This window comes from Methylotenera versatilis 79, from assembly GCF_000384375.1.
Lineage (GTDB): Bacteria > Pseudomonadota > Gammaproteobacteria > Burkholderiales > Methylophilaceae > Methylotenera_A > Methylotenera_A versatilis_B.
The window spans coordinates 1532532-1548208 of the sequence record NZ_ARVX01000001.1 but is presented as its reverse complement, the minus strand read 5'-3'; the positions used below and the strand labels follow the sequence as shown (position 1 = coordinate 1548208).

Sequence of the window (15677 nt, the reverse complement as noted above, 5' to 3'; positions counted from 1 at the left end):
AAACACGCAACCTGGCTTAAGCCGACACACAGGCCAAGTGATGAGCAAATCTTCTGGCTTAATTAAAGCTGCCGCTAAGGCCAAACTAAGCTTGGGTGATGTGTTGCGTATGCTGGTTAACGATGGCAGATTAGATAAAACGCAAGCCGAAAAACTGTATAAAGATCGCAAGTTAGATAGTTCAAACTTGCATCCAGTCGTTGTAATTGGCGAACAAAAATGGAAAGATTTTAAGTCGCCACATAAACCGATGACAGTGGATTATTTAAGCCGCTGGCTGGCAGCGCAAACAGGCTTGGATTTCTACCATATTGATCCACTTAAACTGGATTTTAGCTCTGCTGCACAAATTGTCTCGAAAGCTTATGCTGAACGCCTGAGAATCATGCCGATTTCGGTGAAAGGCGATGAAGCGACTGTGGCGACTTCTGAGCCTTATCAAGTAGATTGGATACCAGATTTAGAGCGCATTTTAAATATGCGCATCAAATTGGTATTTGCTAACCCGCTAGAAATTAATCGCTATTTACCCGAAATTTACAATCTAGCAACGTCTATTAACCAAGCTAATTTAGCCAAAGCAGGTCAGATTGTTGGCGTACAAAATTTTGAGCAATTGGTTGAGCTAGGTAAAGATAAAAACCTAGACGCTAACGAACAGCACGTAGTAAATATTGTAGATTGGTTGTTTAAATACGCCTTTGAGCAGCGCGCCAGTGACATTCATCTAGAGCCACGCCGCAACATGGGCACGATGCGCTTTCGCATTGATGGCGTTTTACATCAAGTGTATCAATTGCCGTCCAATATCATGAACGCGATTACCAGCCGCATCAAATTGTTGGGTCGTATGGATATGGTAGAAAAGCGCCGCCCACAAGACGGTCGTATTAAAACCGTCAGCAATACAGGCACTGAAATCGAGCTACGTTTATCCACCATGCCAACTGCATTTGGCGAAAAACTGGTGATGCGGATTTTTACACCAGATGTCATTGTGCAAGATTTTATTCAATTAGGTTTTTCTAAAAAACAAGCAGATTTATGGGCACAATGGACCAAAAGTCCTAACGGCATTATCTTGGTCACTGGTCCAACGGGATCAGGCAAAACGACTACTTTATATTCCACACTCAAACAACTAGCCACGCCAGAAGTGAATGTGAGCACGGTTGAAGACCCGATTGAAATGGTGGAACCTGCGTTTAATCAAATGCAAGTGACGACTAATATCGGACTTAATTTTGCCGATGGGATTCGCACATTAATGCGACAAGACCCTGACATTATTATGGTCGGTGAGATTCGGGATATCGAAACCGCTGATATGGCAATTCAAGCGGCATTGACTGGTCACTTGGTCTTATCAACACTGCATACAAACGACGCGCCTTCGGCTGTCACACGTCTGTTAGATTTGGGTGTGGCATCGTACTTAATTCACTCAACTGTTTTAGGCATTATGGCGCAGCGACTTGTGCGCACGCTTTGCTCTGCTTGCAAAGCGCCGCATGAGATCACCAATGAAGAGTGGAGATCCATCACCTACCCTTTCAAAGCCAACAAACCTACTGGTACGATGAAAGCAGTTGGCTGCGTAGAATGCCGCAACACAGGTTTCCGCGGCCGTAGCGGCATTTATGAAATGCTCACCATCACGCCAAAGTTACGCAAATTGATCACACATGATACCGATTTGCCGATGCTCAGAAACATGGCGTATCAAGAAGGCATGCAACCTTTAATGCTGAATGGCGCAGAAAAAGTCGCCGCTGGATTAACTACTATTGAAGAACTATTAAAAGTCGCACCTCCATTAGATTCCTAAATACACTTGTTTAAGTATTTTTTGCACTAAATAAATGGTTAAGTAATGAATACTAATCATTGCATATTACTGCTGCGTTTTCATTTATTACTGATTTATCCCCTAGTGTTTTCAATTGTTTATCCATCACCAAACTTGACCAAATGCGCTCAAACGGTTAAGGTTTAGGGTTCATCATTTAATCGTAAAAAATCAAGGTTTTATGGATTCACAAAATAATAATTCGACACCTGCTAGTAGTGACCAAATCAATGGGAATCCAACCATTACGGGCGCAGAAATTGTCATTCGCTGCTTAAACGAAGAGAAAGTCAAATTTGTATTTGGCTATCCTGGTGGCGCGGTGCTGCACATTTACGATGAAATTTACAAACAAAATGGCTTTAAGCATATTTTGGTGCGCCATGAACAAGCGGCTGTACACGCGGCCGATGCTTACTCACGCGCGACTGGTACCGTTGGCGTTGCCTTAGTAACCAGCGGCCCAGGCGCCACCAATGCGGTAACCGGCATCGCAACCGCTTACATGGATTCAATTCCACTAGTCGTTATCAGCGGCCAAGTAGCCGTTCCAGCCATTGGTTTAGACGCCTTTCAGGAAGTTGACATGGTTGGCATAACGCGCCCATGTGTGAAACATAACTTTCTGGTAAAAGATGTTAAAGACATTGCTGCCACAATGAAAAAAGCGTTTTATATCGCAGCCACAGGCCGTCCAGGCCCAGTTGTTGTGGATATCCCTAAAGATATTACGGCACATTTAGCTGAATATATTTACCCAAAAACGGTGGAATTACGTTCGTATAATCCGGTATTAAAAGGCCACAGCGGGCAAATTAAAAAAGCCATTAAATTATTGCTAGAAGCTAAACGTCCGATGATTTACACGGGCGGCGGCTTAGTATTGGGCGACGGCGCAGCAGAATTAGTTAAATTAGCGCGCGCACTCAATTATCCTGTTACCAGCACATTAATGGGCTTGGGTGGATATCCTGCAAGTGACAAGCAATTTCTTGGCATGCTAGGTATGCATGGAACTTATGAAGCCAATTTGGCGATGCAGAACTGTGATGTGTTGATTGCAGTTGGCGCACGTTTTGATGACCGCGTGATTGGCGATCCTAAAGATTTTTTAAGCAAAAAACGTACGATTATTCATATCGATGTGGATCCATCCAGCATTTCTAAACGCGTAAAAGTTGATGTGCCGATTGTTGGTCACGTTCAGTCTGTATTGGCTGAAATGAACGATGTGTTGACTGCAGAAAAAACAAGCAATGACATCAGCACTTGGTGGAAGCAAATTGATGAATGGCGTGGCGTTAAGTCCATGGTGTACACAAATTCAGACCTTGTGATTAAACCGCAATACGTCATTGAAAAACTGTGGGAAGTCACCAAGGGTGAGGCTTATGTCACATCTGATGTTGGCCAACACCAAATGTGGGCGGCGCAATATTACAAATTCGATCAACCACGTCGCTGGATCAATTCTGGCGGCTTAGGCACGATGGGCGTTGGCTTGCCGTATGCAATGGGCTGTCAATTCGCCGATAAAAATGCGCAAGTAGCCTGTGTAACGGGTGAAGGCAGTATTCAAATGAATATTCAAGAGCTTTCTACCTGTGCGCAATATGGCTTGCCGATTAAGGTCATTATGCTGAATAACCGTTACTTGGGCATGGTGCGTCAGTGGCAAGAGTTTTTCTACGAAAATCGCTACTCAGAATCGTATATGGATAGCTTGCCAGACTTTGTAAAACTGGCTGAATCCTATGGCCATGTTGGGATGAAAATCACCAATCCTGCTGATGTTGAAGGCGCATTAAAAGAAGCATTCGCCAAAAAAGACAAATTTGTGTTTATGGATTTTATTACCGACCAAGACGAAAACGTGTTTCCGATGATTGCGGCGGGTAAAGGCTTATCAGAAATGGTGCTTAAAAAAGACAATAAACATCGGCATGAGGACTAGTAGTTAATGAAACATATTATCTCTCTATTAATGGAAAACGAAGCTGGCGCATTATCTCGCGTTGCCGGCTTATTTTCCGCACGTGGCTACAACATTGAATCGCTTACCGTTGCAGTGACTGAAGACCCTACCCTATCGCGCATGACGATTGTGACAGCCGGTTCTGATGAAGTAATTGAGCAAATCATCAAACAGCTGAATAAACTAGTCGATGTCGTCAAGGTGCTGGATTTAAATGACGGCAAGTACATTGAACGTGAGTTAATGCTGGTTAAAGTGAAAGCAAGTGCTAACTTTAAAGATGAAATGAAGCGCATGTGTGACATTTTTCGTGGCCGAATTATCGATGTTGCTGATAATAGCTACACCATTGAACTCACTGGATCTTGCAGTAAGTTAGATGCGTTTTTAGAAGCAATTGATAAAACTGCTATTTTAGAAACGGTACGCACAGGCGCTTCTGGCATTGGGCGCGGCGATCGAATTTTAAAAATATAAGCGATTGAAAACATTAAGCTTAATATTTAAGAACGAGCATTAAAAGTTAAGTATTAAAACAGGTTAAGTAATTCATTAATAAATAATTGTATTTAAAGGGAAAAGCAATGAAAGTTTATTACGACAAAGACGCTGACTTAAGCATTATCAAAGGCAAAAAAGTAACCATCGTAGGTTACGGTTCGCAAGGTCACGCGCACGCAGCCAATCTTAAGGATAGCGGCGTAACGGTGACAATCGGCCTACGTAAAGAAGGCAGCTCATGGGCTAAAGCGGTTAATTCTGGCCATAACGTATTTGAAATTGCTGAAGCTGTAAAAGACGCTGATGTTGTGATGGTTTTATTACCAGATGAAACAATGGCAGGCATTTACGATGCAGAAGTTGCACCAAACCTTAAAAAAGGTGCAGCACTTGCGTTTGCACACGGCTTCAATATCCATTACAACCAAATCGTGCCACGTGCTGATTTAGACGTAATCATGATTGCACCAAAAGGCCCAGGCCACACTGTGCGTTCAGAGTATTTAAAAGGTGGCGGCGTACCGTCATTAATCGCGGTTTATCAAGATAAATCTGGTAAAGCAAAAGACATCTCACTTTCTTACGCAGCAGCTAATGGCGGCACTAAAGGTGGCGTGATTGAAACTGACTTCCGTGAAGAAACTGAAACCGATTTATTTGGTGAGCAAGCGGTATTATGTGGTGGCGCGGTTGAGTTAGTAAAAGCTGGCTTTGAAACATTGACAGAAGCAGGCTACGCACCAGAAATGGCGTATTTTGAATGTTTGCACGAGCTTAAATTGATTGTGGATTTAATGTACGAAGGCGGCATTGCCAACATGAATTACTCAATCTCAAACAATGCAGAATACGGCGAATATGTAACAGGTCCACGCGTGATTGCTGACCAAGCGCGCGCCGCCATGAAAGAATGTTTAACAAATATTCAAAACGGCAACTATGCAAAACAATTCATTTTAGAAGGCCGTACCAACTACCCAGAAATGGTTGCGCGTCGCCGCTTAAATGCAGCGCACCCAATTGAGCAAGTTGGCAGCCAATTGCGCTCCATGATGCCTTGGATTGCTAAAAACAAACTAGTCGATCAAAGCAAAAACTAGCTTAAATTGAAGGTTAAGTATTAAAGTTTAAGCATCAAAGATTAAGTATTAAAACTTAGTGTTAGAAAAAAGGGCAAGACGCAAATCGTTTTGCCCTTTTTCATTAAAGGATTTCAATTGCCACTTTCCATTATTTTGCAATATCTGCTGCCCAAACAAGCCATTACCATTTTGGCAGGTAAACTTGCCAATTTAAAAGGCGGCAAATTAACCACGGCAGTCATTGCCTGGTTTATCAAACGCTATAAAGTCAACATGGCAGAAGCCGCTAATCCAGACATCAGCAGCTATGCGACTTTTAATGATTTTTTTACGCGCGCACTTAAAAGTGGCGCACGTCCACTTGCAAAAACTAATTTTAGCTGCCCGGTAGATGGCGCAATTAGCCAATTTGGCAATATTGAACAAGACCAGATTTTTCAGGCAAAAAATCACAATTACTCAACGTTAACTTTGCTTGCTGGTAACCAAATATTGGCTAATCAATTTGAAAACGGCTATTTTGCGTGCCTATATTTAAGTCCTAAAGATTATCACCGCATACATATGCCATGTGATGGCGCACTAAAAAGTATGACGTACGTGCCAGGTGATTTATTCTCAGTTAATCCGAATACTGCCGCCAATGTGCCGAATTTATTTGCACGTAACGAACGTGTTGTGTGCGAGTTTGAATCTGAGCAGCATGGCAGTTTTGTGATGGTTTTGGTCGGAGCGACGATTGTTGGCAGCATGGCAACTGTTTGGCATGATAGCCAAAATAAAGTGATTAACCCGCCGCGCAGTCAAAATATCCGCACATGGTCTTACGCAGATAAAAATATATCGCTTAAACAAGGCGATGAAATGGGCAGATTTTTGTTAGGCTCAACCGTTGTAATGTTATTTGAAAAGAATACATTGAAATTTAATGCCGATTGGCGCCCTGCCCGCGCGATTCAATTGGGCGAAGTGATGGGTTAACTAGTTAAAACTATTCATTTTTAGAATTAATTTCAAAATCACTGGTTTTAAAAAGATCAACATTAAAACTACAAACAAAAAAGCCTGCTAAATCAATCAGCAGGCTTTTCTTTTATCTAGTCTAAATTAATCTAGGTTTAAATATGCCTAGCTGGATGTGTCTTTATTTTATGATGCAAATGCGCTGCCAATTCATTTAATGCCGCTTTGTAAACATCGCGTTTAAATTCAATCACATCTTCTAGCGGTACCCAGTAATCACTCCAGCGCCACGCATCAAATTCAGGATGTTCAGAAGCGCGCAACGAAACATCGCTATCGCGTCCAATCATGCGTAACAAATACCAAATTTGTTTTTGGCCTTTATAACTACCGCGCCACTCGCGTTTAATCCAACTGCTAGGCACTTCGTAGCGCAGCCAATCACGCGTACGACCCAAAATCTCTACATGCTTTGCCTCCAAGCCGACTTCTTCCATCAGCTCGCGATACATCGCCTGTTCTGGGCTTTCGCCGTATTTAATACCACCCTGTGGAAACTGCCAAGCGTGCTCACGAATACGCTTGCCCCAAAACACCTGATTTTGAGCGTTACACAGGATTATCCCAACATTGGGACGGAATCCGTCACGATCTAACATATTGCAACTACCTAAAATATTTAGTGCAATTTTTTCATATTTTTGCCACTATTGAAAGCTCGCATTTGCGTATAGCGCTAAATTAATACTTTATTCGCTGGATTAACCCTCAATTCATCTCAATTATGCAAAATATAAATTTTATTACGCGCTTTTTTCTATTACTGTCATTTATAGGCGCATTAACTGCATGCGCGTCGGATAATCATGGCAGCAGCTTTGCCTATATTACCAACCAAGGTGACAACACCGTTTCGGTGGTTGATCTTGCCAAATCTGAAGTAATCAAAACAATTACCGTTGGCAAAGCACCAGTTGGCGTGGCGATATCACCAACATTAAGCCGTGCTTTTATTAGTAATGTAGAAAGCCAAAATATTTCCGTAATTAATACGGATACCAATACAGTGTCTGAAACGATTGCCATTAAAGGCTCGCCTGTTGGCATTGCGATTGCGCCTGATAGCAAAACTTTATACGTGGCAGATTGGTACAGTGACCGTATTTTAGCCATTGATACTGGCAATTTTAATGTGCAGCGCGAATTGATTGTTGCAAATGCACCTGCGGGATTAATCGTCAGTGCAGATAGCAAAACGCTTTATGTTGCGCAACGCGATTCCAATGAGATTGCGGTGATTGACACCAAAACGCTGACCATTGTTAAACAGATTAAAGTGGGCAAGCATCCATTTGGCTTAACACTTAGTCCTGATAACAAGCATTTATATACGGTGAATGTCTATGATAATACTGTTTCGATTATCGACACCGCCACGCTGGCCTTAACTACTTTACCAGTACAAAATACTTTAAAAGTCGGCGAACATCCTTATTGCGCAGTGCTTAATCCAAACAATAAAACACTGTATGTATCCAATACGCAAGATGACACTGTTACGGTGATTGATTTAATCACGCAAAAAAGTATCGCGAGCGTTGATGTCGGCATGACACCCGAAGGCGTTAGCTTTGACGTTGTAAACAATCAGGTTTTAGTCACCAGTTGGGGCGAAAACAAACTCACTGTAATTGATGCCGCCAGTAATAAAATTAAATCACACATTAAAACGGGCGATAAAAGTCGCGCATTTGGACAGTTTGTGTTGTCCAAACCATAAGAGTTACAGTTTGTGCTGACCAATCAAAAATAGGCACAATTTATATTATCCAATTAATTAAAGAAACAGTTTAAATTTAGCGTCAACGCACTACGTAATCTCGCGTTAAAGCTAAACATAGGGTTTAATAGGCTTTGTAAAATAGGCTTATCAGTACAACTCATTTATAATAGTTGCCATCCTAGTTTTAAGTTTATTTATTGTCATTCAACGGAGACCATGCATGAAAAAGTTTTTAACATTATTAGCCTTGGCAACATTGTCATTTAATGCGGCCGCTCACGGCCCATCACCACAAAAAGTAGAAAAAACCATTGTGATTAAAGCTGCTCCAGCAAAAGTTTGGGCATTGGTAAAAGATTTCGGCAACATGCAAAAATGGCATCCTGCAATCGAAAGCGTTAAAACTGAACAAAAGAAAGATGAAAACGGCGAATTAGCAACATTCAGAACGTTAAGCCTAAAAGGCGGTGGCGATATTGTTGAAAAACTACGTAGTGCAGACGACAAAGATATGAAATTAAAATACGAAATTGTAAGCGGCGTGGCGCCAGTAGCTGATTACAACGCATTTATGCAAGTAACTGCAGGCCCAGGCGCTGGCGAAAGCACAGTAACTTGGGTTGGCCGTTTTTACCGCACTTATAAACTAAACCCACCAATTCCAGCAGGTCAAGATGATGAAACAGCGGTTAAATTCATCACTGGTGTATTCGATGGCGGTTTAGCTAATTTGAAAAAGGTACTCGAAAGCTCAAAGTAATTAGCCAGGGATCTGGCGCAACATCAAGTAGCTCGGCAAAAAAACCATGGTGGAAGTTTTGGTAATTAAAGTCAGCCGATTGATTTCAATCAGCTAAACTGAGTAAACCATGCCTAAAAAAGGATTGTAAGTTGAACTTACAATCCTTTTTTATCGCCATTTTTGATTAACATTCAAATGTTGACGTATTTTAGTGGTTAACTTTATTGTCAAACTATTGCCGTCAAACTTAAAAATACCAATTTTCACTATTTAACTACTTAACTACACGGATTAATCGTCAAGTAAACCGCCAATCATGCAACAGTAGCAAGTGACGGAATTGGTAAACATTGACACTTTTTGTCATCCCATACTTTTCAAAATTGCTTTAAATACCCATTTTTAATAGAACTTAACCTATTAAATCACTCAAAAAATAAGAATTTAAAATTATTTACTTATAACTATCAAACAGTTAACAACTAAACATAGTTAGTTGGCATAGCAGTTGCTAATAATATTTCAAGCACTGGTAACAATTACTAATGTGGTGTTTGATTATTATGTGTAAGCACTTAAATTTACTAAAGGGGATTTATATGAACATGAAACAAGTACAAAAAGGTTTTACCTTAATCGAATTAATGATTGTGGTCGCGATTATCGGTATTTTGGCAGCGATTGCTATTCCTTCTTATCAAAACTACACGATTAAATCTGCAAACCGTGCCTGTATGATCGAATCTAAAGCGCTTGCAAACAAAATTCTAATTGAATTCTCTGACGGCGCTACTTCATTACCAGATTTAACCAATGCTGGCGCTTGTACTGGTCCTTTTACTTATACAGGTAATGCGACAACCCTTGGTACACTTACTGGCGTGAAAAAAGCTCCAGGTGACAAAGATACAACTTGCGACCTTACTAAAGGCGCTATATGTGTACAGCCCTAATTAATAGTTAAGTTATAACTTAAAAACCCCTGCATATGCAGGGGTTTTTTGTTAAACCGCTCTATTTTGTCTTAAGAGTTAGTAACATTTACTCAATGTGATGAGACTAATCAAGTTAGCACAAACTATTTAGTCTCATATCTCAGTGGAGTTGATTCATAGTAATAGAGAAGTAATGGCGCAAGCACAAAAATACTTGTGCCTTGATTGACTTAATGATTGTGGTAGCAATTATCGGCATAATGGCAACCATTGCGATTTTTACTTAATTAATTTAGCACCATGTAATATCTTGACGCTACATAATTAGATTCGAAACTACACACCTTTAATCAAGGATTTTGTATCAAGATTTTTGCTAAGCGGAGTTTCTCACTTTATGTCAAAACGGTTTTTTGGTTCCATTGATGCATGTCACTTCAGCCTGATTTTTATTGGTCTCATGTTTTCTCTTCCGTTTGTTAACATGCTCCATGCACAGCCAATGACGTCGTTTTACACAGAATGGATAGCTGGCGCACTGGGCTTGATAGCACTCTTTCCGCTATTATGCTCAACAGCTTGGAGTGCACCTCAACAGTCGTTTGGCCAAACGACATCAATACAATCACCCCTACGAATTCCACGAATTTCACTTATTTTTCTAGGACTTGGCGCAATTTTATGCGTGCAATGGGCACTAGGTATGTTGCACTCGAGCCAATATACATTGACTGTACTTTCATATTTTATTTGGGCATTTTTGCTGATAGTGCTTAGTAGTTATTTGCGAAATAAGCTGGGCTTGGAAAATATGGCAACCACGCTAGCATGGGGTTTGGTCGTTGCTGGCATCATTAATATAGGTATAGTAGTCTTGCAGTTTGTGGTACGCACTGGAGGAGTGGTTGCATTTTTACCCAATTTATCTAGTTTTGGCGCCCTATCACAAACCAATCATTTTGCGGATTTTTGTGCATTAGCGATAACATCATTAATTTACCTATATGCAAAAAGGTGCTTTTCATTCAGTTTTTTTAGTTTAATACTTGTGCTATTTATGATAATGCTGTCATTTTCAGGATCGCGTAGCGCTTGGTTATATTTAATTGCTCTCACTTTTTTAATCGCGGTCATGCATCGCTGCACTATCAAACAAAATAAGGAGTCAGAAAGTACGCGCAGCGCATGGCGAGCAGGTATATTGTTACTACCTATTTTCGTTGTTGTTCAACTTTTTATTTATTTTGTAATACCAAATGAATACATTAACTTACCTACAGAACGTTTATTTGATGGTCTAGCCGCAGATTCTGCTTCGGCACGTTTGCAATTTTGGTACGACAGTCTGCGTATTTTTTTGCAATCGCCTTGGTTAGGAGTTGGTGCAGGAAAACTTATTTCAAATACGTTTTTGTTGATTGATGCACCTACAGTAATGGCATCAAAACGGATTTTTGAGCATGCACATAATTTATTTATGCAGTTGTTGGCAGAAATGGGAATTTTTGCTTTTTTAATCGTTTTTGCTGGATTATTCAGCTGGGCTAAGGCTTTTAAATGGCGTGATTTAAACTTAGAAACATGGTGGCTAATCAGCTTGCTAGCCATTCTTAGTATTCATAGCATGCTTGAATACCCATTATGGTTTACATTTTTTCTAGGAATTGCAGCTGTTTTATTAGGCGCGGGAGATGAAAAATTCATCTCCATAAACATTCCAAAATGTGTGATCAAGTTTTCACGCATTGGCTTGATAATAGTATGGATATTAGGCGCAATTAACATAACTACATTATTGATTTCCAACATTAAACTGGAAAGTTGGATTCAAAAATTCGCATACGAGAATGTAAACGATTTAGTGCAACTTAACTGGGTACAGAAATATTCATTATTATCACCTTACAGCGAACTTATGCATGCTAGGTCAATGATTATTGACCCCAAGCTGATTGATGAACAGTTTTTGCTAAACCAATCCGTGGTGAGTTTTAGACCTATAAGAACAATCGCCTATCAGCATGCTTTGTTATTAGAACTAAAAGGTCGGCATGAAGACGCTGTAAAACAATTGAATCGCACGTTAATAGCGTACCCAAATACGTTTAAAAGTTTTTTAGAAAATCCCTCATTGAAATATAGGCCAGAGTACCTAAATTTATATGCTGAAACGCAAGTAGCTCGTGCAACAAAATAGGACATACAACTAAATTAAATAAAATCACAGAATAAATGTAATTTTTATTCCATCACGGACTACTACGCGTACCGCCCTCTAAAACTTCCACTTGCAGCTCATATTGCGCCAATATAAAAGCCGCAGCGCTACTGCGACGGCCAGTTTGGCAGTAAACGATGTAATGTTTTGTTTTATCTAAGTTCGCTGCAAAGCTGCGCAGTTCGTGTAATGGAGCGTTGATAGAGCCTTCGATATGTTCATGTTTATATTCAGAGGCAAAACGCACGTCTATCCATATCGCGCCTTGGTTAAGCACTTTTTCTTCAGCGTCCTGTTTGCTGATGCTATTCACAATCGGCGCTTTTAATAGCTCTATAAAATCTACTTTATTTAACCGCAGTAATTGCCCGCTGGTTTTCATAGTGACGGTTGCGTTGCGTTTAGTATCAGACGCCAATGCTTCTTCACCAAAACCTGCGCCTGTTGAAATCTCTGCCAGCACCAAGGGCGGCTGGCTAATATCGGTAATGCGGCTTACCTCTGCTGTGCCTTGCTGAATCAAATAGTAATAATCACCGTCTTGCCCTTGAGTGATAATGGTTTGCCCTGCAACGACATCCACGGCTGTCATGCGTTTGAACATGGCCTCGATATTAGCGGGTGGCAGCCTGTTAAATACACCATTGTGCACTTTAAACGCATGGAAACTGGCGGCATCTAGTTGCCAATTATTTTGTGTGGTGTTTGGTTTAGATTTAGCTTGCGCGGGCGGATAACCAGATAGTTGATCCCACGTCATCATAATGTCCAGCAAATCTAAATCAATACGAACTATGTCTATTGGTGTTAATGCGATGGTATCTTTGATTTTCAAACGCTCTGTATCTAGCGGATGTTTAGCAGCATCGGTGCCGGCGCGCAGAATTAATTTATTGCCATTTTCATACCGAATGCCCAAATCACCTTTCAACAAATATAAGGCTTGTGTGCTGGCATTCATGCGCGTGGGATCTAAATCTTTACTCACTTGCTCGATGATACAAAGCGGAGCCAATTCATCTAAACGGTTAGGCGATAATCTTGCGATTGGTTCGAAACGGACTAATGCAGTTTTGCTAATAGCAGATTGGTTAGTTTGCTGATGATCAGTTTGCGTCATATGGTTTAAATCAAATAATCTTAATTAAATAGCTTATAAATCAAATACCTGCTGATGTAACAAGGCTTTACAGTGCTGCGTTTTAGGATTGGCAGCGATTTCTTGCATAATCGTGGCATCTTCACCGGGTTTAAGATGTGTAATATAAACCGCTGGCTGGCTTTGTAAATGCGCCAATTCTATCTCTAAAGTTGCAGGGCATAAATGTTTTGAAAGTCTAGCTAATTCCGCCTCTGCATTGCTAAATGCGGTTTCTATAATCAACACTTTTAAGTTTTCAATTTGATTAACAGCATACCAAAAATCTGCACTCCCAGCGGTATCGCCCGTAAAAACCAGACTATTCATACCGTTATCAACCTGATAACCAACTGCGGGAATTACGTGATTCGCTGGCATTGCAGTAATGGTTTTACTATTAATTTGAATACCATCGCCCACAAAAATTTCGTGATAACGTAAAAAAGGCGAGGCGGGATCAGGAATCAAATTAAAATTGGGCCAAATAAGCCAATTAAAAATGTGCTGTTTTAGAGTGTTAATCACCTCTAATGTGGCGTGCACGGTAATCGGTTCAGCTCGCAACCCCATCACAGTATCCAGCAATAATGGAATCGATACGATATGGTCTAAGTGCGTATGTGTGACAAAAATATGGTCGATTTTTAACAGTGCCTCAAGCGACAAATCGCCCACGCCAGTGCCAGCATCGATCAACACATCATCATCTACTAACAGCGAAGTCGTGCGCATATCGCCACCGATTCCGCCGCTACATCCTAATATTTTCATTTGCATAAGTTTATCTTTAAAGATCAATACGTCTTTTTTAAGGTTTAAATTCAAGTATCACATTCAAAATGACTTATTTCAGCGGTGCGCCCCAAAAACCATAATCGCCGCTTCTATATTTATCAATTGAGCCGCGATTGTTATGTATGATTTGCGTCAAAGGTGTCAAAAAATCATTCATTATTTGGGTTAACTGCGTTGGGTTTAAACCATCATCTCACGGCTCTCGTCCACCAAGTTAATCAATACCACTGCCAACAATACACCCGCAGAAATCAAGATTGCTTTCAGTGGATTCAGCATTGGCAAAGTAAACTACAGCAATAACCTTGCCAATGAAAACTCCAAGCACGCGGTACCGTAATTGCCAGCGCAGCGTCATATTATTTTATGGCCTTTATAAACCCTTTTGTAAGCACTAGCATAGCGGATAAAATGTAGCCTGAACAGGCGATTTATTATCATTAACAAATGTTGAAAATGCCATATTTTGCCGAGTGGATAAAGCAGATAATTAACCCTTAAATTAGCATCATAATTAACACTAAAACTAACCCCAAAAGTAATGAAAAATTAAAATGACTGAACAACCAATAGAAATAGCAACAAGTGAACCGATTAATGCCAGCGTGATTTGGATGCATGGCTTAGGCGCGGATGGCAATGATTTTGTGCCGGTCGTTAAAATGCTCAATTTGCCGCATGTGCGCTTTATTTTGCCGCACGCGCCCTACCGAAATATCACGCGCAATAACGGTTATGAAATGCGCGCTTGGTATGATGTTTATGGCTTAACGCCCATTAGTCGTGAAGATGATATTGGTATTGGCGAAAGCCAATTACAAATTGAACAACTGATTGCGCAGGAAATCAGTCGCGGCATACCTGCAAACCGTATCGTATTGGCAGGTTTTTCACAAGGTGGCGCAATTGCCTTGCATACTGCGCTACGTTATACACAGCCGCTGGCTGGTGTATTGGCGCTATCGACTTATTTACCTTTAAGAGCTAATTTAGCCGCAGAAAAAACTGAAGCAAATCAACAAACACCAATTTTCATGGCGCATGGTCGCGACGATGCAGTGATTACGTTAGAAACCTGCCAGGTTTCCTTAAGCTTATTACTAGCTGAAGATTACGCCGTAGATTGGCACGAATACGCCATGGAACATTCTGTTTGCGCGCAAGAGATTGAGGATATTAAGCAATTTTTGTTAACGGTTTTAAAAGTCTAATTTTTAAGCTAATTAACAGGTTAACTTGAATAATAATCGTCAAATTGCGTTTTTAATTCCGCAACAATCATTAGTTTTGTTAAAATCGATATTATCGAATCTAGCACAATAGAATCATCGTTTAATCCGCCATTTCTACGGCTTTAAAGTGACAAAAAACTTTGAACTGCAAAGTTTTGGATTGTAAAGTTCAGATTCAACCAATGATTATAATTAAAAATGAAACCATCAAAATCCACAAGCGCACCTAAAACCGACATCAGCTTTGAACAAGCAGTTGTTGAGCTTGAGACGATTGTGAATCAAATGGAATTGGGTAATTTAGCGCTGGATGATTCTTTTAACGCGTATAAACGCGGTGCCGAATTATTGCAAATCTGCCAACAATCGTTAAATAATGTTGAGCAACAAGTGCGCCTATTAACTGACGCGCAAAAATTAAGCACATTTCAGCCTAATGATGACTGATGAATCCATGAACA

15 protein-coding genes are annotated in these 15677 nt (G+C 40.5%); 11 read left to right on the top strand and 4 right to left on the bottom strand.

The features are described 5' to 3' along the window. Positions 1–40: 40 nt before the first annotated feature. The 5 genes from METVE_RS0107640 to asd all read left to right on the top strand — a co-directional run bounded on the left by METVE_RS0107640 (position 41) and on the right by asd (position 6388). Positions 41–1828: a GspE/PulE family protein gene (locus tag METVE_RS0107640; protein WP_026362063.1), complete on the top strand. Its 1788-nt coding sequence runs from the start codon at positions 41–43 to the stop codon at positions 1826–1828. Positions 1829–2030: 202 nt separating this feature from the next. After that, positions 2031–3803 carry a biosynthetic-type acetolactate synthase large subunit gene (ilvB, locus tag METVE_RS0107635; protein ID WP_020167875.1) on the top strand — a complete coding sequence of 591 codons (1773 nt, stop codon included), beginning with the start codon at positions 2031–2033 and terminating at the stop codon, positions 3801–3803. Positions 3804–3809: 6 nt separating this feature from the next. Then, entirely contained in the window at positions 3810–4301 is a 492-nt protein-coding gene (ilvN, locus tag METVE_RS0107630; RefSeq protein WP_020167874.1) for an acetolactate synthase small subunit, read from the top strand. 107 nt (positions 4302–4408) lie between these two features. Continuing rightward, entirely contained in the window at positions 4409–5425 is a 1017-nt protein-coding gene (gene ilvC, locus METVE_RS0107625; RefSeq protein ID WP_020167873.1) for a ketol-acid reductoisomerase, read from the top strand. Between the two features lie 117 nt (positions 5426–5542). Further along, positions 5543–6388 (top strand): archaetidylserine decarboxylase, encoded by an 846-nt coding sequence (asd, locus tag METVE_RS0107620; protein ID WP_020167872.1) that lies wholly within the window; start codon positions 5543–5545, stop codon positions 6386–6388. A gap of 137 nt (positions 6389–6525) precedes the next feature. On the opposite strand, the gene METVE_RS0107615 is transcribed toward asd, so the two are convergent. Further along, positions 6526–7029 (bottom strand): RNA pyrophosphohydrolase, encoded by a 504-nt coding sequence (locus tag METVE_RS0107615; RefSeq protein WP_020167871.1) that lies wholly within the window; start codon positions 7027–7029, stop codon positions 6526–6528. 125 nt (positions 7030–7154) lie between these two features. Here METVE_RS0107615 and METVE_RS0107610 point away from each other — a divergent pair, with 125 nt between their 5' ends. The 4 genes from METVE_RS0107610 to METVE_RS0107595 all read left to right on the top strand — a co-directional run bounded on the left by METVE_RS0107610 (position 7155) and on the right by METVE_RS0107595 (position 12027). Further along, entirely contained in the window at positions 7155–8150 is a 996-nt protein-coding gene (locus tag METVE_RS0107610) for a beta-propeller fold lactonase family protein (protein WP_020167870.1), read from the top strand. A 223-nt stretch (positions 8151–8373) separates the two neighbouring features. Continuing rightward, on the top strand, positions 8374–8913 hold the full coding sequence (locus METVE_RS0107605; RefSeq protein ID WP_020167869.1) for an SRPBCC family protein: 540 nt from the start codon (positions 8374–8376) through the stop codon (positions 8911–8913). 581 nt (positions 8914–9494) lie between these two features. Next, on the top strand, positions 9495–9848 hold the full coding sequence (locus tag METVE_RS12900) for a type IV pilin protein (RefSeq protein ID WP_369751042.1): 354 nt from the start codon (positions 9495–9497) through the stop codon (positions 9846–9848). 379 nt (positions 9849–10227) lie between these two features. Next, positions 10228–12027 (top strand): PglL family O-oligosaccharyltransferase, encoded by a 1800-nt coding sequence (locus tag METVE_RS0107595; protein WP_232415434.1) that lies wholly within the window; start codon positions 10228–10230, stop codon positions 12025–12027. A 52-nt stretch (positions 12028–12079) separates the two neighbouring features. Here METVE_RS0107595 and METVE_RS0107590 read toward each other — a convergent pair whose 3' ends face one another. From METVE_RS0107590 to METVE_RS12800, 3 genes are all read right to left on the bottom strand, one after another. Continuing rightward, positions 12080–13168, bottom strand: a complete 1089-nt coding sequence (locus METVE_RS0107590) for a rhodanese-like domain-containing protein (RefSeq protein ID WP_020167866.1) — start codon at positions 13166–13168, stop codon at positions 12080–12082. 33 nt (positions 13169–13201) lie between these two features. Next, a complete protein-coding gene (locus METVE_RS0107585; protein WP_026362062.1) occupies positions 13202–13966 on the bottom strand; it encodes an MBL fold metallo-hydrolase in 765 nt (254 codons plus the stop codon). A 232-nt stretch (positions 13967–14198) separates the two neighbouring features. Next, positions 14199–14342 (bottom strand): hypothetical protein, encoded by a 144-nt coding sequence (locus tag METVE_RS12800; RefSeq protein ID WP_198290306.1) that lies wholly within the window; start codon positions 14340–14342, stop codon positions 14199–14201. Positions 14343–14538: 196 nt separating this feature from the next. On the opposite strand from METVE_RS12800, the gene METVE_RS0107570 reads away from it, so the two are divergent. Beyond that, complete coding sequence (locus METVE_RS0107570) at positions 14539–15195, top strand: alpha/beta hydrolase (protein WP_020167862.1); 657 nt, start codon at positions 14539–14541, stop codon at positions 15193–15195. A 219-nt stretch (positions 15196–15414) separates the two neighbouring features. Continuing rightward, positions 15415–15663, top strand: a complete 249-nt coding sequence (locus tag METVE_RS0107565) for an exodeoxyribonuclease VII small subunit (RefSeq protein ID WP_020167861.1) — start codon at positions 15415–15417, stop codon at positions 15661–15663. Positions 15664–15677: the final 14 nt, after the last annotated feature.

What these genes read in the sequence shown, in the direction of transcription:
- METVE_RS0107585 (WP_026362062.1), bottom strand. Translation starts at nt 13,966, where the DNA reads ATGCAAATGAAAATATTAGGATGTAGCGGCGGAATCGGTGGCGATATG.
- METVE_RS0107640 (WP_026362063.1), top strand. Translation starts at nt 41, where the DNA reads ATGAGCAAATCTTCTGGCTTAATTAAAGCTGCCGCTAAGGCCAAACTA.
- METVE_RS0107590 (WP_020167866.1), bottom strand. Translation starts at nt 13,168, where the DNA reads ATGACGCAAACTGATCATCAGCAAACTAACCAATCTGCTATTAGCAAA.
- METVE_RS0107610 (WP_020167870.1), top strand. Translation starts at nt 7,155, where the DNA reads ATGCAAAATATAAATTTTATTACGCGCTTTTTTCTATTACTGTCATTT.
- METVE_RS0107595 (WP_232415434.1), top strand. Translation starts at nt 10,228, where the DNA reads ATGTCAAAACGGTTTTTTGGTTCCATTGATGCATGTCACTTCAGCCTG.
- METVE_RS0107570 (WP_020167862.1), top strand. Translation starts at nt 14,539, where the DNA reads ATGACTGAACAACCAATAGAAATAGCAACAAGTGAACCGATTAATGCC.
- METVE_RS12800 (WP_198290306.1), bottom strand. Translation starts at nt 14,342, where the DNA reads ATGACGCTGCGCTGGCAATTACGGTACCGCGTGCTTGGAGTTTTCATT.
- ilvB (WP_020167875.1), top strand. Translation starts at nt 2,031, where the DNA reads ATGGATTCACAAAATAATAATTCGACACCTGCTAGTAGTGACCAAATC.
- METVE_RS0107615 (WP_020167871.1), bottom strand. Translation starts at nt 7,029, where the DNA reads ATGTTAGATCGTGACGGATTCCGTCCCAATGTTGGGATAATCCTGTGT.
- ilvC (WP_020167873.1), top strand. Translation starts at nt 4,409, where the DNA reads ATGAAAGTTTATTACGACAAAGACGCTGACTTAAGCATTATCAAAGGC.
- ilvN (WP_020167874.1), top strand. Translation starts at nt 3,810, where the DNA reads ATGAAACATATTATCTCTCTATTAATGGAAAACGAAGCTGGCGCATTA.
- METVE_RS0107605 (WP_020167869.1), top strand. Translation starts at nt 8,374, where the DNA reads ATGAAAAAGTTTTTAACATTATTAGCCTTGGCAACATTGTCATTTAAT.
- METVE_RS12900 (WP_369751042.1), top strand. Translation starts at nt 9,495, where the DNA reads ATGAACATGAAACAAGTACAAAAAGGTTTTACCTTAATCGAATTAATG.
- METVE_RS0107565 (WP_020167861.1), top strand. Translation starts at nt 15,415, where the DNA reads ATGAAACCATCAAAATCCACAAGCGCACCTAAAACCGACATCAGCTTT.